Annotated in this window: 13 protein-coding genes and 1 pseudogene; 5 read left to right on the top strand and 9 right to left on the bottom strand. The window is 69.7% G+C overall.

Features of this window, described 5'->3' with window-relative positions:
* Positions 1–8: 8 nt before the first annotated feature.
* The 4 genes from K8940_RS03385 to K8940_RS03370 form a co-directional block, all read right to left on the bottom strand.
* Entirely contained in the window at positions 9–287 is a 279-nt protein-coding gene (locus tag K8940_RS03385; RefSeq protein WP_223393133.1) for a hypothetical protein, read from the bottom strand.
* 282 nt (positions 288–569) lie between these two features.
* Positions 570–3,848 carry an error-prone DNA polymerase gene (locus tag K8940_RS03380; protein WP_223393132.1) on the bottom strand — a complete coding sequence of 1,093 codons (3,279 nt, stop codon included), beginning with the start codon at positions 3,846–3,848 and terminating at the stop codon, positions 570–572.
* Complete coding sequence (locus tag K8940_RS03375) at positions 3,845–5,509, bottom strand: Y-family DNA polymerase (RefSeq protein ID WP_223393131.1); 1,665 nt, start codon at positions 5,507–5,509, stop codon at positions 3,845–3,847. The genes K8940_RS03380 and K8940_RS03375 overlap by 4 nt, the downstream gene beginning before the upstream one ends.
* Positions 5,427–6,218 (bottom strand): ImuA family protein, encoded by a 792-nt coding sequence (locus K8940_RS03370; protein ID WP_223393130.1) that lies wholly within the window; start codon positions 6,216–6,218, stop codon positions 5,427–5,429. Before K8940_RS03370 ends, K8940_RS03375 begins: the two co-directional genes overlap by 83 nt.
* A 111-nt stretch (positions 6,219–6,329) precedes the next feature.
* Here K8940_RS03370 and K8940_RS03365 point away from each other — a divergent pair, with 111 nt between their 5' ends.
* Genes K8940_RS03365 through K8940_RS03350 form a run of 4 tightly spaced genes read left to right on the top strand, consistent with a single transcriptional unit; the run spans position 6,330 to position 11,688 of the window.
* A complete protein-coding gene (locus K8940_RS03365) occupies positions 6,330–9,524 on the top strand; it encodes an acetyl-CoA carboxylase family protein (protein WP_223393129.1) in 3,195 nt (1,064 codons plus the stop codon).
* Positions 9,521–10,111, top strand: a complete 591-nt coding sequence (locus K8940_RS03360; protein WP_223393128.1) for a DNA-3-methyladenine glycosylase — start codon at positions 9,521–9,523, stop codon at positions 10,109–10,111. Before K8940_RS03365 ends, K8940_RS03360 begins: the two co-directional genes overlap by 4 nt.
* A 21-nt stretch (positions 10,112–10,132) precedes the next feature.
* Positions 10,133–10,897 carry a crotonase/enoyl-CoA hydratase family protein gene (locus tag K8940_RS03355; protein ID WP_223393127.1) on the top strand — a complete coding sequence of 255 codons (765 nt, stop codon included), beginning with the start codon at positions 10,133–10,135 and terminating at the stop codon, positions 10,895–10,897.
* 50 nt (positions 10,898–10,947) lie between these two features.
* Positions 10,948–11,688 carry a hypothetical protein gene (locus tag K8940_RS03350; protein ID WP_223393126.1) on the top strand — a complete coding sequence of 247 codons (741 nt, stop codon included), beginning with the start codon at positions 10,948–10,950 and terminating at the stop codon, positions 11,686–11,688.
* 7 nt (positions 11,689–11,695) lie between these two features.
* Here the strand turns inward: K8940_RS03350 and K8940_RS03345 are convergent, their stop codons facing one another.
* The 5 genes from K8940_RS03345 to K8940_RS03325 all read right to left on the bottom strand — a co-directional run bounded on the left by K8940_RS03345 (position 11,696) and on the right by K8940_RS03325 (position 16,051).
* Complete coding sequence (locus K8940_RS03345) at positions 11,696–12,070, bottom strand: hypothetical protein (protein ID WP_223393125.1); 375 nt, start codon at positions 12,068–12,070, stop codon at positions 11,696–11,698.
* 145 nt (positions 12,071–12,215) lie between these two features.
* Positions 12,216–13,796, bottom strand: a complete 1,581-nt coding sequence (gene serA, locus K8940_RS03340) for a phosphoglycerate dehydrogenase (protein WP_223393124.1) — start codon at positions 13,794–13,796, stop codon at positions 12,216–12,218.
* A 113-nt stretch (positions 13,797–13,909) separates the two neighbouring features.
* Entirely contained in the window at positions 13,910–15,085 is a 1,176-nt protein-coding gene (locus K8940_RS03335; RefSeq protein WP_223393123.1) for a phosphoserine transaminase, read from the bottom strand.
* Between the two features lie 135 nt (positions 15,086–15,220).
* On the bottom strand, positions 15,221–15,547 hold the full coding sequence (locus K8940_RS03330; protein WP_223393122.1) for a hypothetical protein: 327 nt from the start codon (positions 15,545–15,547) through the stop codon (positions 15,221–15,223).
* A 174-nt stretch (positions 15,548–15,721) separates the two neighbouring features.
* A complete protein-coding gene (locus K8940_RS03325) occupies positions 15,722–16,051 on the bottom strand; it encodes a hypothetical protein (RefSeq protein ID WP_223393121.1) in 330 nt (109 codons plus the stop codon).
* Positions 16,052–16,132: 81 nt separating this feature from the next.
* On the opposite strand from K8940_RS03325, the pseudogene K8940_RS03320 reads away from it, so the two are divergent.
* A pseudogene (locus K8940_RS03320) lies at positions 16,133–18,161 on the top strand (ATP-binding protein).
* Positions 18,162–18,178 lie beyond the last annotated feature (17 nt).

Genomic DNA, 18,178 nt, shown 5'->3' with positions numbered 1-18,178 from the left:
AGTTCAGATCAAGCCGCGAGCGCGACGAGCGCGAACGTCCAGAATGCGAACTTCAGCGAAACGGCCAGAGCGGCGGCTTGGGCGGGCGAAGTCCCCCGCTCTAACAAATGGCCGCCGCTGACGACGGCGATGATCCACGTCGCTGCAGCAAGTCCTCTCCAACCGTTGTCCCAGTGAATGCCGATGTATGTGGCGGCGCCGGCCAAAGCGCCTAGCCGAGGGCGCTTCCAAAATCGCCCGGCGATTTCAACAGGCGCCACGGTGTAGACGATCGCTTCCAGCGCCATGACGAAATAGCCTCTCGCCGCCAGGGCGCCGGGCGAGATTCCTATGAGCTTGCCCCCGCTTCCAGCGGCGTGGGGGACGAAGATCCCTATCAGCGCTATCCCAGCGATTAGAGCGACAGACCCTCCCAGCAACAGTCCCAGAAACCGAAGAGGGGAAGGTCTTCCCAGGTTGAGGGACGCTGCTTCGCTCAAATGTTCCATTCCCCGTTTTGGCCCTACGCCCCCCCACACGGTGAACAAGTAGTGGAGGATCGCGATATCGGATACCGGTCGAATATTCCCTCAGTGGAAGTCCCGGCTCCTTAACAACCGCCCCGACACCTTCTGCCGCACGCGTGGCGCTGGCGCGCCAGGCTCGTCCCGCAGGGTCGACAGGTGGGCCGAGAGGTCGGTGAAACCCTCGGCCACGATGTGGATGACGTTCTCGGCCCGCTGAACCCGGCCGTGGACGACCAGGAACGAGGCGGTCATCACCACATTGCGGTCGGCCTCGAAGCGGTCCTTCCAGACCACGGCGTTGGCCACGCCCGTCTCGTCCTCGAGGGTCACGAACACCACGCCCTTGGCCGTGCCCGGCCGTTGGCGGATCAGCACGAGCCCCGCCACCGAGACCTTGCGGCCGTCCTTGACGCCCAGCAGCTGCTCGGCGGTGATCACCCCGCGTCGCGTCAGCATCGGCCGGTAGAAGCCCACGGGATGGGCCTTCAGCGACAGGCTGGTGGTGCGGTAGTCCTCGGCCACCTCCTGGGTCCGGGGCATGGTCGGCAGCGCCACCTTGTCCTCGAACAGCGGTAGGCCAGCCAGCAGTGGGGCTTGGACCGGCGCCTTGTGCTCGCCCTTCAGACCCTTGACCGCCCATAGCGCCTCGCGGCGCGAGAGCCCCACGCGGGCGAAGGCGTCGGCCTCGGCCAGCAGTTCCAGCGCGCGTTGGGAAACACCACCTTGGGCGAACTCGGCCGGGGTGCGGGCGCCCTCGGCGCGCGCCTTGAGGAGCGGCGGGATGTCGATCTTCTCCTTCAGCCCCTTGATCTGGCGGAAGCCTAGGCGGACAGCCTTCCAGCGGTGTCGGTTCCCGTAATCGGCGACCTTGTCGGCGCGCGGCTTGAAGCGGCGAGCCCCCTCCGTCGGCTTCGCCGCCACCTCCCCCATGAAGGGGGAGGAAGGACTTTCCAGGGTGCAGTCCCAGTCGCTGGCCAGGATGTCGGGGGCCAGCACCTCGACCCCGTGCTCGCGCGCGTCGCGGACCAGCTGCGACGGCTGGTAGAAGCCCATCGGCTGGGAGTTGATCAGGGCCGCGCAGAACACGTCCGGCCAGGCCCATTTGATCCAGGCCGAGACATAGACCAGCTTGGCGAAGCTGGCCGCGTGGCTTTCCGGAAAGCCGTAGTGGCCGAAGCCCTCGATCTGCTTGAAGCACCGCTCGGCGAAGTCGCGCTGGTAGCCGCGCTCCACCATGCCCTCGACGAACCGGTCGCGATATTCGTCCGGCGTGCCCAGGTTGCGGAAGGTGGCCATGGCCTTGCGCAGGCCGTCGGCCTCGTCGGGCGTGAACTTGGCCGCCTCGATGGCCAGGCTCATGGCCTGCTCCTGGAAGAGCGGCACGCCGTAGGTGTTGCCGAGGATCTCCTTCAGCTCGTCCTCGGGTCCATGCTCCGGCGACGGCGCGGGCCAGTCGACCGGCTCGATCCCGTTCCGGCGCTTCAGATAGGGATGCACCATGTCGCCCTGGATCGGGCCGGGACGGACGATCGCCACCTCGATGACCAGGTCGTAGAACTTGCGGGGCTTCAGCCTGGGCAGCATCGACATCTGGGCCCGGCTCTCGACCTGGAAGACACCCACGCTGTCGGCGACGCACAGCATGTCGTAGACGCCCGGCAGCTCCTTGGGCACGTCGGCCAGGTCGACGATCGGTTCGCCATGGTCGGCGCGCAGCATGCCGAACGCCCGCTGGATCGCCGTCAGCATCCCCAAGGCCAGCACGTCGACCTTCATCAGGCCCAGGCTGTCGATGTCGTCCTTGTCCCACTCGATGAAGGTGCGGTCGGCCATGGCCGCGTTGCCGATCGGCACGGTCTCGTCCAGCCGCCGCTTGGTCAGGACGAAGCCGCCGACGTGCTGCGACAGGTGGCGGGGAAAGCCCATCAGTTCGGTGGCCAGCGCCACGGCGCGGGCGATCTCCGGCGCCGTGGGGTCCAGGCCGGCGTTGCGCAGGTGCTCCTCGGGCAGGCCGTCGCCCCAGCTGCCCCAGACCGTCCCGGCCAGCAGGCTGGTCACGTCCTCGGTCAGGCCCAGGGCCTTGCCGACGTCGCGGATGGCGCTGCGTGGGCGGTAGTGGATCACCGTCCCGCAGATCGCCGCGTATTCCCGGCCATAGCGTTCGTAGACGTACTGCATGACCCGCTCGCGATGCTCGTGCTCGAAGTCGACGTCGATGTCGGGCGGCTCGCCGCGGTTCTCGGAGATGAAGCGGGTGAACAGCAGACGGTGCTCGGTCGGGTCGATCGCCGTCACGCCCAGGCAGTAGCAGACCGAGGAATTGGCCGCCGAGCCGCGCCCCTGGCACAGGATGCCCATCTCCCGCGCCTTGCCCACGATGTCGTGCACGGTGATGAAGTAGTTGGGGTAGTCCATCTTGCCGATCAGCCGCAGCTCCTCGGTCAGCTGGGCCTTCACCTTCTCGGGTACGCCAGCGGGATAGCGCCAGGCCGCGCCGGACCAGGTCAGGTCGGTCAGGTGCTGCATGGCGGTCTTGCCGGGCGGCACGGGCTCGTCGGGATACTCCTCCTTCAGGTCGCCGAGGTCGAAGCCGATCCGGTCGACGATCTCGCCCGTGCGCTCGACCGCGCGCGGCCACCGCTCGAACAGGCGGGCCATCTCGGCCGGCGACTTGATGTGGCGCTCGGCGTTGGCCTCCAGCCGAAAGCCGGCCTCCTGGATCGTGCAGTGCTCGCGCACGCAGGTGATGACGTCCTGCAGCGGTCGCCGCTCGGGGCCGTGATAGAGCACGTCGTTGGTGGCCACGATCGGCGCGCCGGCGTTCCGGCCCAGCGTGTCCAGGCGTGAGAGCCGCTTGAGGTCCTGGGCCGCATAGGCCCGGCTGGCCGCCAGCCACGACCGGCCGGAGAGGTCGCCGGCCATGCGGACCAGATCACGTTCAAAAGCCTCGTCCAGGTCCTTCGGCGGCACGATCAGGCCGATCTGGCCGTCGGACTGCTCCAGGAAGTCCGCCCAGGTCAGGTGGCACGCACCCTTCTCGGCCCGTCGCTGGCCCAAGGTCAGCAGGCGCGTCAGTCGGCCGAACGCCTCGCGGTTGGTCGGGTAGCACAGCAGGCTGGGCGTCCCGTCCATGAAGTCCAACCGGCAGCCGCTCAGCACCCGGACGTTCCGCGTCTTGGCCGCCGTCCAGCCGCGCACGATGCCGGCCAGACTGTTGCGGTCGGTAATCCCGATGGCGGCAAGGCCCAGGGCCTCGGCCGCGATCGCCAGCTCCTCCGCGTGCGAAGCGCCGCGCAGGAACGAGAAGTTGGTGGTGGTTTGCAGCTCGGCGTAGGCGGTCATCCGAACAGCCCATGGATCCACCACTTCGGCGCGTCCTCAGTCCCGAAAAGCCCTTGCCGGAAGATCCAGAACCGGCCGCCGGCGTCGTCCTCGACGCGGTAGTAGTCGCGGATCCTGCCCGGCCCCGTGTCGGTCTCGCCCACGCCGGCGCGCCACCATTCCTGGCCGATGCGTTCGGGCCCTTCGGCGCGGCGGACGCGGTGCGAGCGGCCGCGCCAGGTGAACTGGATCGGCGGATCGTCGGGGACCTTGGCTAGGGCGGTAATCGCCTCCGGCCGCTTGAACAGGCGCACCGGGCGCGGGCGGGCGGGATCCCAGCCCGTCGCGGCGGGCGGATCCAGCGGCGCGACGCGGACCTGCGAGCGTTCCGGCACATGGCTCTGATACGGGTCGGCCCGCCAGACCCGGTTCTCGCCCAGGCGATTGACCAGGCGGTCGATCAGCGGAGCCAGGGTCTCGTCCAGGCTGGTTCCGCTTTCGGCGTCGAGCCGGTCCTGGGCGGCGGCCAGGGGTTCGACCGCGCCGGCGTGGACGGTGACCACCTCGACGCCGAAGCCGGGGTCGACCTTGTCCAGCTTGGGGACGATCAACCGGGTCAGCCGCTTGGCGTCGCGGCCGATACGGGCCAGACCGGCGCGGACAGGATAGGCCTTGCCGTCCAGCCGATGGAACACGACCTCGAACCGCTTGGCCCCGCGCCCCTCGGCCTCCAGCCGGGCGCAGATCAGCGCCAGCGCGTCGCCGGCCACGCGGGCAAGGTCCTCGGGAGCGCTGATCGGCTCGAAGAAGGCCAGGCGGTCGAACCAGGGCGTGGCGGGCCGGCGAAAGGTCAGGGCCTCGGCCGCCTGGCCCAAAGCTTGATCGAGACGAAGCGTCGTGGAAAGGCCGAAGCGCTTGGCCAGCTGGGCGCGCGGCAGGGCCAGCAGCTGCCCGACGCGGTGCAGACCCAGGCGCGGCAACTGGGCCTCGGCGGCGTCCTCCAGGCGCAGGGCCGCGACGGGCAGGTCCTGGATCGCCGCCCGCTGCTGGCCCGGCGGGGCGATGGCCAGGTCGTCGCCCCCATGGGTTCCAAATCGCGCCAGCCCCCAGGCCGCCCCGGCCGTGTCGGCGATCGCCGCCCGCGCCGGCACGCCCCAGCGCGCCAGCCGCGCCAGAAGGTCGCCCAGCATGGCCGCCTCCCCGCCCCACAGGTGGTCGGTCCCGGTGATGTCGAGGAAGAGGCCGTCGTGGCCGTCGATGGCCACGGCCGGCGAGAAGCGGACGCACCAGTCGCTCAAGGCCTCCAGCGCCGCGCGGTCGGCGGCCGGGTCGTGGTCGGCGGTGACGAGGTCGGGAACCAGGGCCAGGGCGTCGGCGGCCTTCTGGCCGGGGGAGAGGGCGAGGGCGCGGGCCTTCTCATCCACGGCGGCGAGGCGGCGGGTTCCGTGCTCGGAGATCAGCAAGGCGAAGGGGAGATCTCGATCCGACTTGCCCCCTCCGGATGCTACGCATCCTCCTCCCCCGGAGGGGGAAGAAGGGCTGCGGCCGTCTTCTTCCCCCCCCGGGGGAGGAGCGCCGCAGGCGCGGAGGGGGCCAGTATCAGCCAGCTTTCCGCCAGGATTCCGCCGCCGCCACGTCGTGATCGGCCAGTTGGGACACCAGACGGAAAGGATGCGGGCCATGGCCGGCCTCCTGTGCTTGCAAGATCCAGCCGCCCGGACGTCCGCCCCGGCAGCGCTCCAGTTCGACCCGCCAGCGTGGCGGACCCAGGCCGATGTCGTCCGGCGGCGGCGGGCTGGGCGCGGGTCCGATCCGCCAGCGGCTGAACGAGGCCGAGCCCGACACCGCCCCGCCCTTCCCTGCTCGGCCGCCATAGGGCCGCCGGTGCAGCAGCACGCCGAAACCGCCGCGCTTCTCGCAGGCCAGCTGCAGCCGGCGGCCGGCGGTCAGGTCCGGAGCCTCGGCCTCGCCGACAGCGGCGGCGACGCCTTGGGTGGACAGAGCGTCCTCCAGCACCGACAGGGTCTCGGCCTCGTCGCGGGTCCGCACCTGGATCAGCCGTTCGGCCGGGAAGCCGAGGCCGAACAGGCCGGGCGCGAACAGGTCGCTGCGCCGGGCGACCCAGACGATCGCGCCCGTCTTGACCAGCGGACGCAGCAACAGGCCGACGAAGGCGGCGGGGGCCGCGCCAGTCTCGTCCTCCAGCCCCGCGCCCGTCACCTCGTGCCAGCCGCCCAGCGGCAGGCCGCCGCCCGGGAAGCAGCCGTCGATGGCCGGATCGCCGAACGGCAGGACCGGAGTCGGAGTCCGAGTCCCCGCTTCAATGGCGGCGATCCGGCCTCTCAGGGCCGCAAGACGCGCCTCGCGCGATCCGGCCATCGTCAACTCCATGTTCTAGTTTTGTTCTGATCTTCTAGGGTTGGAGAGTCAAGCGTGACGGGCGATGGTGCGTCAAACGGCCGTATGAAGCCCGCCCATTTCGGGGAGCCCCGAGGAATGCCCATGCCCTTGTCCCGCGTCCTGATCGCCAACCGCGGCGAGATCGCCATCCGCATCGCCCGCGCGGCGGCGGAGGTCGGGATCGAGAGCGTGGCGATCTACGCGACCGACGATGCGACGAGCCCCCACGCAGCCGCCGCCGACCACGCGGTCGCCCTGCCCGGCGCGGGGGCGCGGGCCTATCTGGACATCGCCGCCATCGTCGCCGCCGCCAGGGCCCAGGGCTGCGACGCCCTGCATCCCGGCTACGGCTTCCTGTCCGAAAATCCCGCCCTGGCGTGCGCCTGCGCCGAGGCGGGGATCATCTTCGTGGGCCCCTCGCCCGAGCACCTGGAGACCTTCGGCGACAAGGCCGCCGCCCGGGCGCTGGCCGCCGAGCGCGGCGTTCCGCTGATCCCCGGGACGGGCGCGATCTCGCCGGAGGGCGCGCGGGCCTTCCAGGCCGAGCACGGCGCGATCATGCTGAAGGCGCGGGCCGGCGGCGGCGGGCGCGGCCTGCGGGCGGTGCTGGACCCCGGCGAACTGGACGCGGCCTACGCGGCTTGCGAACGCGAGGCCATGGCGGCGTTCGGCGACGGCGGGCTCTATGCCGAGAAGCGGATCGAGCGCGCCCGGCATGTCGAGGTGCAGGTCGCCGGCGACGGGACCCGCGTGCTGGCGATCGGCGACCGCGACTGCTCGCTGCAACGGCGGAACCAGAAGCTGGTCGAGATCGCCCCGGCCATCCTGGACGCACCGCTTCGAGCCGAACTCTGGCGATATGCCGAGGCGCTGTGCGCCGGCTACCGGGGCCTGGCCACGGTCGAGTTCCTGATCGACGCTGATAGCGGAGCGGCCTTCTTCCTGGAGGTCAATCCGCGCCTGCAGGTCGAACACACGGTCACCGAGGAGGTCACGGGCCTGGACCTGGTGCGGCTGCAGTTCGACTTGGCGGCGGGCAAGCCGCTGGACCTGGCCGCCGCCCCGCCCGCCTTCGGCGTCGCCATCCAGGCGCGGGTCAACGCCGAGACCCTGACCGCCGAAGGCCAGGTGAGGCCCTCCATCGGCACGATCAGCGCCTGGGACCCGCCGGGCGGTCCGGGCGTGCGGGTCGACGCGGCCGGCGCGGTGGGACTGGGCATCGGCGCGGCCTATGACAGCCTGCTGGCCAAGGTGATCGCGCGCGGCCGGACATACGCCGAGGCCTCGGCGCGGCTGGACCGGGCGCTGGCGGAGTTCGCCATCGCCGGCGTGGCGACCACCGCCCCACTGGTCCGGGCGATCCTGGCGGCCGCGCCCGAGACGCCGACCACGCGCTTCATCGAGGACCATGCCGCCGAGCTGGTGGCGGACCTGCCCTTGCCTGCGGAGGGCGATGCACGGTCCTTCGAGACGCTGGACGGCGCGATCGCCATCGCCGCGCCCCTGGCCGCCACGGTCGGCTCGATCGCCGTGGCCGCAGGCGACCTCGTCCGTCCTGGCCAGGCCCTGGCGGTGCTGGAAGCGATGAAGATGGAGCACCTCGTTCATAGCAAGGTGGGCGGCCGAGTCCTGCGGGTCGCCGCCGAGCCCGGCCGCACCGTCGCCGAGGGCCAGCCGCTGGTGTTCCTCGAGCCAATGGAGGTCGCCGGCGGCGAGACCGTCGAGACCGCCCCGGAGGATCTCGACACGATCCGCCCCGACCTGGCCGAGGTCATCGCCCGCCATCGCTACACTCTGGACGAGGCCCGCCCCGACGCCGTCGCCAGGCGGCGCAAGACCGGCCACCGCACGGCCCGGGAGAACATCGACGACCTGGTCGACCCCGGCAGCTTCCTGGAATACGGCGCCCTGGCCATTGCGGCCCAGAAGCGCCGGCGCTCGACCGAGGACCTGATCGTCAGCACCCCGGCCGACGGACTGATCACCGGCATCGGCACGGTCAACGGCGACCTCTTCCCGCCGGACAAGGCGCGGACGGCGGCCCTGGCCTACGACTTCACGGTTCTGGCCGGGACCCAAGGAGCAATGAACCACCGCAAGTCCGACCGGCTGATGAGCTTGATCGCCGACCAGCGCCTGCCGGTCGTCTGGTTCGCCGAGGGTGGTGGCGGGCGGCCAGGCGACACCGACACCACGGCGGTGGCGGGGCTGGACGTGCCGACGTTCCGCGGCTTCGCCCAGCTGTCGGGCCTGGTCCCCAAGATCGCCATCGTCGCCGGCCGCTGCTTCGCCGGCAACGCGGCCATCGCCGGCCTGTCGGAGATCATCATCGCCACCCAGGGCAGCAACCTGGGCATGGGCGGGCCGGCGATGATCGAGGGCGGCGGGCTGGGCGTCTTCCGGCCCGAGCAGATCGGCCCCTCGGCGCACCAGTGGGCCAATGGGGTCATCGACATTCTCGCGGATGACGAAGCCCACGCCACGCGGCTGGCCAAGCAGGCCCTGTCCTACTTCCAGGGGGCGTTGCCGACCTGGACCGCGCCGGATCAGCGGCGGCTGCGGGGCGCGATCCCGGAGAACCGCCTGCGGGTCTACGACGTCCGGGCCCTGATCGTCGGCCTAATCGACGAGGGCACGTTCCTGGAGCTGCGCGGCGGCTTCGCGGCGGGCATGGTCACCGGGCTGATCCGGATCGAGGGCCGGCCGATGGGCCTGATCGCCAACGACCCGCGCCACCTGGGCGGAGCCATCGACTGCGAGGGGGCCGAGAAGGCCGCGCGGTTCCTGCAGCTGTGCGACGCCTTCGCTCTGCCGGTCTTGAGCCTGTGCGACACGCCCGGCTTCATGGTCGGTCCCGACAGTGAGGACGCCGCCGCCGTCCGTCGGGTCAGCCGCCAGTTCATCGCCGGGGCCAAGCTGCGCTCGCCGCTGTTCACGGTGGTGACCCGCAAGGGCTATGGCCTGGGGGCCCAGGCCATGGCGGGCGGCAGCTTCCACGCGCCGGCCTTCATCGCCGCCTGGCCGACCGGCGAGTTCGGCGGTATGGGCCTCGAGGGGGCGGTCAAGCTGGGCTATCGCAAGGAACTGGAGGCCGAGACCGATCCCACGAAACAGAAGGCGCTCTACGACCAGTTGGTCGCCCGGCTGTACGCCGCCGGCAAGGCGACCAGCATGGCCGCCGCCCTGGAGATCGACGCCGTCATCGACCCGGCCGACACGCGACGCTGGATCCTCGGCGGACTGGACGCGGCGGTGGGGGTGTCGAAGCCCTGGTCGGTCAGGGTGGACAGCTGGTGACACCCCTGGCCCGCGCCGAGCTGCCGGTCGACACGGCCGCCCTCGCCCGCTTCCTGATCGGCAAGCAGGTGGTGCGCGAGACGCCCGAGGGCGTGATCAGCGGCCGGATCGTCGAGACCGAGGCCTATGTCGTCGGCGACGCAGCCAGCCATGCCTTCCGGGGCATGACGCCGCGCACGCGCTCGATGTTCGGCGAGCCCGGCCACGCCTACGTCTATCTGGCCTACGGGACCTCCTGGATGCTCAACGTATCCAGCGAAGCGGCCGGGACCGGGGCGGGCGTCCTGATCCGGGCGCTGGAACCGCTGGAGGGGATCGCGCTGATGCGGGCCAACCGCGGGACCGAGACGCTGCGCGACCTGGCCCGAGGTCCTGGCCGCCTGGCCCAGGCGCTGCGGATCGGCCCCTGGGCCGACGGACTGGATCTTTGCGCGGAAGGCCCGCTCTGGCTGGCGCATGACGACCACGAACCCGACGAGATCGGCGTGGGCGTCCGGATCGGCATCACCAAGGACGCCGACCGCCCCTTACGGTTCTATCTCCGTGGCAACCCGTTCGTCAGCGGCCCGAGAGGGCTGAATGTCTGAACGGAATTGGGAGAACGCCTCATGACCACCGTGGACCTGACGAAGGACGGCTCTGTCTGGACCGTCGCGATCAATCGGCCGGACAAGCGCAACGCCGTCGATCCAGCGACCGCCGTCGCCTTGCGGGCGGCGTTCGACGCCTTCGAAGCCGACGAGACGGCGGCCGTGGCCATACTGACCGGGCGCGGCGGGACCTTCTGCGCCGGTTTCGACCTGGCCGTGGCGGCCTCGGGCGAGGGTGAGCGCTACGAGCCCGAGGGCGAGGGCCCGATGGGGCCGACGCGGCGGCTCCTGTCCAAGCCGGTGATCGCCGCCGTCGAGGGCTACGCCGTGGCGGGCGGGCTGGAGCTGGCCCTGTGGTGCGACCTGCGGGTGGCGGCCGAGGACGCCACCTTCGGGGTGTTCTGCCGGCGCTGGGGCGTGCCGCTGATCGACGGCGGCACGGTGCGGCTGCCGCGCATCGTCGGCCAGGGCCGGGCGCTGGACATGATCCTGACCGGCCGGGCGGTCGGGGCCGCCGAGGCGCATGCCTGGGGCCTGGCCGACCGGGTGGTCCCCCGGGGCATGGCCCTGGCGGCGGCTTACGAACTGGCTGGGCGGATCGCCGCCTTCCCGCAGGTGTGCCTGCGCGCCGACCGCGCCTCGGCCTTCGCCCAGTGGGACGCCGACCTCCCCGAGGCGCTCAAGGTCGAGGGGCGCGGCGGCCTCGCGCCCCTGCGTCAGGAAGCCCGAGCGGGCGCGGCGCGGTTCCGGGATGGCGCGGGTCGCGGCGGGACCTCGGCCTAGCCGGCCAAGTCGTGCAAGACTGACGTGTTCAAGAGATTCGGCGGAGCGGCATGAAGCCGGTCATCATCTTTCAGCCCGGCATGGTCGGCGACCTGTTCTTCATCCAGAAGATCGTCAAGACCTATGCCGCGACCGGCCGTCGCGTGATCATGCCGGTGCTCCAGAAGCACAGCTGGGTCTACGACACGCTGGTCATGCCCCCCAATGTCGAGACGCCCATACTCGACACCCAGGACTTCGACTTCCGCGACGAGGTGATGTTCCTGAGCGACAAGATCGCGATGAGCCCGATCGAGGGGCCGAACTACACCTATCTGTCGCTGTTCTTCAGTTGGCGTTACGCCCCCGAGCAGACGATGGACCTGAAGTACCAGGTCGCCGACGTGCCGATGGACGACTGGGCCGACCATGTCGAGCTGAAGCGCGATCGCGAAAAGGAAGAGCGCCTGTTCCGCGAGCTGGGCCTGGACGACGGCGTCCCCTACTGCCTGATCAACGAGACGTGCAGCAGCAAGACCCTGCCCTTCCCGCACAAGGCGCCCGAGAAGGAAGTCCGCCTGCGGTTCGTCGAGGGCTACAGCCTGGTCGACTGGAGCACGGTGATCGAGCGGGCCGCGCGGATCGCCTCGGTCGACACCTCTCTGGTGCTGCTGGTCGAGGTCCTGAAGATCCGGGGCGTGCCGCTGCACGTGGTCTCGCGCTACGAGCCGCCCAGCTTTCGCGAGCTACAGAACGTGCTGAAGCTGGAGTGGCTGTTCTATTTCCGGCCCCAGCACCTGCAATACGTCTAGCGCCGGGCTAGCGGCGCGCGACGCCGTCCAGCCAGTCGCGCACCACCATCGGGCCGAAGAAGAAGCCCACGCCCAGGCCGTCCGCCACGATGTCGAAGATGTCGGCGTCGCGGCCGACGATCGGCAGGCCCTGCAGGATCTCGATGCCGATCCCGAACGCCAGCAGCACCACGCCGATCTTCCAGAACCGGCTCTTGGGCAAGGCCAGCGTCGCCAGGAAGGTCAGGCCGTAGAAGACGATGAAGTGCTTGGCCTTGTCCCACGGGATCAGGCCGGCGGTGTCGTCACCGGGCGCCAGCGCCGCGTAGAGGGTGAAGATCGAGGCGGCGATGAAGACCAGCAGGCCCGGCCAGCTGATCTTGCGGGGAACGAGCAGGGACATGAGGGCCTTTCGCTTCCCTCTCCCCATGCGGGAGAGGGTGGCCCGAAGGGCCGGGTGAGGGGTCGCGTCGGCGATACCGTACAACCCCTCATCCGTCATCCTTCGGATGACACCTTCTCCCGCAAGGGGAGAAGGATCACGTTCCTCAGAACGTCAGCGCGCGCGCTTCCTTCACGTGCGGCAGGGCCTGGATCTTGGCCAGCAGTTCGGGGCTCGGCGCCTGGTCGACACCGACCAGGGCGATGGCGTCCTCGTCGGCGGCCAGGCGGCCCAGGTTGAAGGTGGCGATGTTAACGCCCGCCTCGCCCAGCAGCATGCCCAACGCGCCGATGAAGCCCGGCTTGTCCAGGTTGTTGATGTACAGCATGGCCGTCGAGAAGCCCGCGTCCAACTCCATGCCCTTGACCTCGACGATGCGCGGGGCGCCGGCGATCACCGTGCCGGCGAAGGCGCGCTTGCCCTTCTCGGTGGTGATGGTCACGCGCATCAGGCTGTCATAGGTGGGGCTGACTTCCTGGCGGCTTTCCGAGACGGTGACGCCCCGTTCCTTGGCCACGGCCGGCGCGGAGACCATGTTGATCTCGGCCAGCATCGGCTTCAGCACGCCGGCGAGGGCGGCCGAGGTCATCGGCTTGACGTTGAGGTTCGACACCTCGCCCTCGTAGGCGATGTCGATCGCCTTGATGCCGAAGTCGACCATCTGGCCGGCCAGGGCGCCGATCTTCTCGGCCAGGGCCACGAACGGCTTCAGCTTGGGGGCTTCTTCCGCCGTGATCGACGGGCTGTTCAGGGCGTTGGTGACCGCGCCGGTCAGCAGATAGTCCGAAACCTGCTCGGCGACCTGAAGGGCGACGTTCTCCTGGGCTTCGCTGGTGCTGGCGCCCAGGTGCGGGGTGGCCACGACCTTGTCCGAGCCGAACAGCGGGTTTTCCTTGGCCGGCTCGGTGACGAACACGTCGAAGGCCGCGCCGCCGACATGGCCCTCGTCCAGCAGCTTGCGCAGGGCGGCTTCATCGACCAGACCGCCGCGGGCGCAGTTGACGATCAGCACGCCCTTCTTGGTCTTGGCCAGGTTCTCGGCCGACAGGATGTTGCGGGTCTTGTCGGTCAGCGGGGTATGCAGGGTGATGACGTCGGCGCGGGCCAGCAGGTCTTCCAGCTCGACCTTCTCGACGCCGATCTCGACGGCGCGTTCCGGCGACAGGAAGGGGTCGTAGGCCACGACCTTCATCTTCAGGCCCAGAGCCCGGTCGGCGACGATGCCGCCGATGTTGCCGGCGCCGATCAGGCCCAGGGTCTTGGCGTAGAGCTCCACGCCCATGAAGCGGTTCTTCTCCCACTTGCCGGCCTGGGTCGAGACGTCGGCGGCGGGGATCTGGCGGGCCAGGGCGAACATCATGGCGATGGCGTGCTCGGCCGTGGTGATCGAGTTGCCGAAGGGCGTGTTCATCACGACGATGCCCTTGGCCGTGGCGGCCGGGATGTCGACGTTGTCGACGCCGATGCCGGCGCGGGCGATGACGCGCAGCTTGTGGGCGGCGGCGATCACGTCCTTGTCCAGCTTGGCGCCCGAACGGATGGCGACCCCATCATAGTCGCCGATCACGGCGATCAGCTCGTCCTTGGAGAGGCCGGTCTTGATGTCGAAGGCGACGCCGCGGTTCTTGAAGATGTCGACGGCGGCGGGGCTCAGTTTGTCGGCGATGAGGACGCGAGGAGCGGTCATGGGAGCTCTCTGATTTTCGGGCCTTCCGGCTGCGCCGGTAAGGACGGAATTGGGGTGTGTGCTGGAGCGGCTGGGCCGCTGGTCCCTCCCCCGAGGGGGAGGGAGAGCGCGAGTTACGCGGCGGCCAGTTCGGCCGAGACGGTGGCGAAGGCCCAGTCGAGCCACGGGGTCAGGGCCTCGAGGTCCGAGGCTTCCACCGTGGCGCCGCACCAGATGCGCAGGCCGGCCGGGGCGTCGCGATAGCCGCCGATGTCGAGGGCCGCCCCCTCCTTCTCGAGCAGGCTGGCCAGCTTCTTGGCGAAGTCGGCTTGAGCGTCTTCCGGCAGGGCCGTGATCTTCGGGTCGACGACCTTCAGGCACACCGAGGTGTTGGAGCGGATTTCCGGCGTCGCCGCCAGGAAGTCCACCCACGGGGTCTTGGCGACCCAATCGGCCAGCACGGCCAGGTTCTGGTCGGCGCGGCCCTGCATGGCTTCCAGACCGCCGATCGAGGCGGCCCACTTCAGGGCGTCCAGCGCGTCCTCGACGCACAGCATCGACGGCGTGTTGATCGTCGCGCCCTCGAAGATGTCGGCGGCGATCTTGCCGGCCTTGGTCATGCGGAACAGCTTCGGCATCGGCCAGGCCGGCGTGTAGCTTTCTAGGCGGGCCACAGCGCGCGGCGACAGGATCAGGATCCCGTGAGCGCCTTCGCCGCCGAGGGCCTTCTGCCAGGAGAAGGTCACGACATCCAGCTTGTCCCAGTCCAGCTCCTGAGCGAAGGCGGCGCTGGTGGCGTCGCAGATGGTGATGCCTTCACGGTCGGCCGAGATGAAGTCGGCGTTCGGGACGCGCACGCCCGAGGTGGTGCCGTTCCAGGTGAAGACCAGGTCCTTGGCCGGATCGACCTTGGACGTGTCGGGCAGCTGGCCGTACGAGGCGCTCAGCACCTCGACGTCGGGCAGCTTCAGTTGCTTGGTGACGTCCGTGACCCAGTCCTTGCCGAAGGACTCGAAGGCCAGCAGTTGCACGGGGCGGGCGCCGAGCATCGACCACATGGCCATCTCGACGGCGCCGGTGTCCGAACCGGCGACGATGCCGATCAGGAAGTCGGCCGGAACTTCCAGCACTTCGCGCGTCTGGTCGATGGCGGCCTTCAGGCGCGCCTTGCCCAGCTTGCTGCGGTGCGAGCGGCCGAGGACGGCATTCCGGAGATTTTCGGGGGTCCAGCCGGGGCGCTTGGCGCAGGGGCCGGAAGAGAACTCGGGACGAGCCGGGCGGATCGCCGGCTTGGCGAGGGTCGTGGTCATAGCGATGTCTCCCATCCTTACAGATGGACTGCGCCCCGTTGGGAGGGCGTGGCCCGCCGGCGAGAAACCCTGTTCGCGGGCAAAAGGCAAGGAGAGATTTTGCGAAAGCCGCGACCGATCGTCCGGCTGCGGCAATTATTTTCCGAACGCTCGGCGCTTGCACTTAGCCAGGATCACGCCGGCCAGCACGCAGATCAGCACGCCCATCGTGACCAGGTTGTTCACCAGAACGTAGAGGCCGTCATACCGCCTACCGACCACTATGTAGTAGGCGTGAAGGCTGAACTGCACCGCCTGCAGCAGCACGGCGACGCCTAGCCAGCGCGTGGCGTGTCGGAGCGCCAGCAGCAGCAAGCCCAGCGCCAGCAAGCCGTCCAGCGCGAGATAGAGGCCTTGAACGAACTTGCCGCCGTGGACGAGGTTCACGAGGACGACGATGGTGAAGGCCGCCAACACCAGCATCGCGCAACTGCGCTCGGCCCGCCCGCCCCATCGCCACGCGCCAACGCAGACCGCGGCAAGCAGCAGCCAATTGAGCCAGAATAACAGCTGCTGGTACGCAAACATGCTTTGGGCCTCTAACCCAGATTAGAGGCCCAAAGGTATTAAACTATTGCAATGTATTTTGTCGAAACCTCAGACGGCCTCGCGCAGGCCGGTCAAGCGCCCCTCGGCCGGCGGCTTCATGTCACCGATCAGGCGCGTGCGGATACCGACCCGCAGGCGGGTCTCGTCCAGCTCGGCATGAGCGTCGACGACCGCCGTACGCGCGGTGGTCAGAGCCTGGAGGGCCTCGGCGAATTTAGCGGTGACGCCGTGTCCGACCGTGGCCGACAGACCCAGATCCTTACGGGCCTGGACCAACTCAGCCATCATTTCAGCAACTTCCACCATCGCCGCATCGACCGCCGCCTCGGTCGCGTACAGCTTGTTAGCCACACGTTGCGCAACAAAAACCTTTTCCACGCCCGCCTCCATTAACGAAACACTAATGGAAAGGGTAAATAGAATGTTAAAGCGAAAGCAACGCAAAAATGCGCCCTAGCGTTGTTTTGCCGCGTGACTCTCACTGGCCTTGGAAGCGAAGCGTTAGGAACCTTCAGGCACACTGTCGTGACGATTGAGTTCCTGGACGCTAATGGGCGAACAGCACAACGACAGCGCGAGCAGCGCGCCGACGCACGCGCCCCTCCAGGCGCGAATCGCGGGCGTGGCCTTGGCCACGACCGTGCTCGCGCTCGTGGCCGCATGCCTGTGCTTCATGCTGCAGCAATGGAGCGTCGCGCGGCAGGAAGCGCGGGCCAATCACGAGATCCTGGCCCAGATGGCCGCCGCCGGCGCCGCCGCCCCGCTGGCCGACCACAACATGGTCGGCGTCTATCGGGCGCTGGAGGCAGTGGCCAAGGCGCCCAGCGTCGCCTCCGTGCGCATCATCGACACCAAGGGGCGGACCGTCGCCCAGTTGGGTGAGGCCAATCCCACCGACGCCGACACCCTGACGCGTCCGATCAAGCTGTCCTCGCAGACGGTCGGCGCCCTGGTGCTGGTGGCCCAGCATCCGGGCCTGGGCCAGACCTTGGCCCGCGACCTGGCCCTGACAGGCGCCCTGTTCTTCGGCGCGGCGGGCCTGGCCATTCTGCTGGCCAACAGCCTGGCCCGTCGCCTGGCCCGCCCGATGGAGCGCCTGTCGGAAGCCATGCACGAGACCGCCGTCGGCGGCCGGTTCAAGGCGGTCGAGCAGACCGCCGACGACGACGTCTTCCAGAGCCTGACCGACAGCTTCAACCACCTGGTCGCGCGCCTCGAGGCCAATGACCACGACCTGCGCGGCGCCATGGCCGAACTGGTCAAGGCGCGCGACGACGCCAACGCCGCCAACGTGCTGAAGTCGCACTTCCTGGCCAATATGAGCCACGAGATCCGCACGCCCCTGAACGGCGTGCTGGCCATGGCCGAGGTCATGGCCATGGACGACCTGGCCCCAACCCAGCGCGAGCGCCTGTCGGTGATCCGCGAGTCCGGCGCCGTGCTGCTGGGCGTGCTCAACGACGTGCTGGACCTGTCTAAGATCGAGGCCGGCCGCCTGGAGATCCAGGACCGTCCGTTCGACATCGCCCAGCTGGCCCAGACCATCCGCGAGACCTACGCGCCCCAGGCCCGCGACAAGGGCCTGGCCTTCGAGGTCGCCATCGCGCCGGAGGCCCAGGGGCTGTGGCGCGGCGACGTCGACCGCCTGCGCCAGATCCTGGGCAACCTGATCGCCAACGCCCTGAAATTCACCCTGGAAGGCGCCGTCGCCGTCCGCTTCGCCTCGGCCGAGGACGGCGATGGCCTGCGCATCGACGTGGCCGACACCGGCATCGGCATGTCGCCCGACATCCTGCCGCGCCTGTTCGACAAGTTCGTGCAGGCCGACAGCTCGACCACCCGCCGCTTCGGTGGCTCGGGCCTGGGCCTGGCCATCTGCCGCGAGCTGGCCAACCTGATGGACGGCTCGATCAAGGTGCAGAGCCGCGAGGGCCGCGGCTCGACCTTCACCGTTCTGGTCGCCCTGCCCCGCGAGGAGGCGATCACCGACGTCCACTATATCGACGACGGCCACGCCCCCGCGCCGCTGGCCGCCGGGACCGAGGCCGCGACGCAAGTCGAGGCCGAGGCCGAAGCGCCGGCCGGAACCGTTCGCCTGCGCGTGCTGGCGGCCGACGACAATCCCACCAACCAGAAGGTGGTCAAGGCCGTCCTCGCCCCGCTGAACGCCGAGGTGGTGCTGGTCGCCGACGGCGAGGCCTGCATCGAGGCCTGGAAGGCCTCTCAGTTCGACATCGTGCTGATGGACATTCACATGCCCGGCATGGACGGCGTCGAGGCCGCCCAGGCGATCCGCGCCCTGGAGGCCGCCGAGGATCGCCCGCGCACCCCGATCGTGGCCGTGACCGCCAACGCCCTGGCCCATCAGGTCGAGGGTTATCTGGCCGCCGGCATGGACGGCCACGTGGCCAAGCCGATCGAGGTCACCAAGCTCTACGCCGCCATCGAAGCGGCCATGACCGCCGCGCGGCTGGCCCAGGCGGCCTAGCCCCTTCCTCCGCTCGA

The sequence above is a fragment of the Caulobacter segnis genome (genome assembly GCF_019931575.1).
GTDB classification, from domain to species: Bacteria; Pseudomonadota; Alphaproteobacteria; order Caulobacterales; family Caulobacteraceae; genus Caulobacter; species Caulobacter segnis_C.
This window is presented reverse-complemented; position numbering and strand designations above follow the sequence as displayed.

What these genes read in the sequence shown, in the direction of transcription:
- K8940_RS03385 (WP_223393133.1), bottom strand. Translation starts at nt 287, where the DNA reads ATGGCGCTGGAAGCGATCGTCTACACCGTGGCGCCTGTTGAAATCGCC.
- K8940_RS03380 (WP_223393132.1), bottom strand. Translation starts at nt 3,848, where the DNA reads ATGACCGCCTACGCCGAGCTGCAAACCACCACCAACTTCTCGTTCCTG.
- K8940_RS03375 (WP_223393131.1), bottom strand. Translation starts at nt 5,509, where the DNA reads ATGGCCCGCATCCTTTCCGTCTGGTGTCCCAACTGGCCGATCACGACG.
- K8940_RS03370 (WP_223393130.1), bottom strand. Translation starts at nt 6,218, where the DNA reads ATGGAGTTGACGATGGCCGGATCGCGCGAGGCGCGTCTTGCGGCCCTG.
- K8940_RS03365 (WP_223393129.1), top strand. Translation starts at nt 6,330, where the DNA reads ATGCCCTTGTCCCGCGTCCTGATCGCCAACCGCGGCGAGATCGCCATC.
- K8940_RS03355 (WP_223393127.1), top strand. Translation starts at nt 10,133, where the DNA reads ATGACCACCGTGGACCTGACGAAGGACGGCTCTGTCTGGACCGTCGCG.
- K8940_RS03350 (WP_223393126.1), top strand. Translation starts at nt 10,948, where the DNA reads ATGAAGCCGGTCATCATCTTTCAGCCCGGCATGGTCGGCGACCTGTTC.
- K8940_RS03345 (WP_223393125.1), bottom strand. Translation starts at nt 12,070, where the DNA reads ATGTCCCTGCTCGTTCCCCGCAAGATCAGCTGGCCGGGCCTGCTGGTC.
- serA (WP_223393124.1), bottom strand. Translation starts at nt 13,796, where the DNA reads ATGACCGCTCCTCGCGTCCTCATCGCCGACAAACTGAGCCCCGCCGCC.
- K8940_RS03335 (WP_223393123.1), bottom strand. Translation starts at nt 15,085, where the DNA reads ATGACCACGACCCTCGCCAAGCCGGCGATCCGCCCGGCTCGTCCCGAG.
- K8940_RS03330 (WP_223393122.1), bottom strand. Translation starts at nt 15,547, where the DNA reads ATGCTGGTGTTGGCGGCCTTCACCATCGTCGTCCTCGTGAACCTCGTC.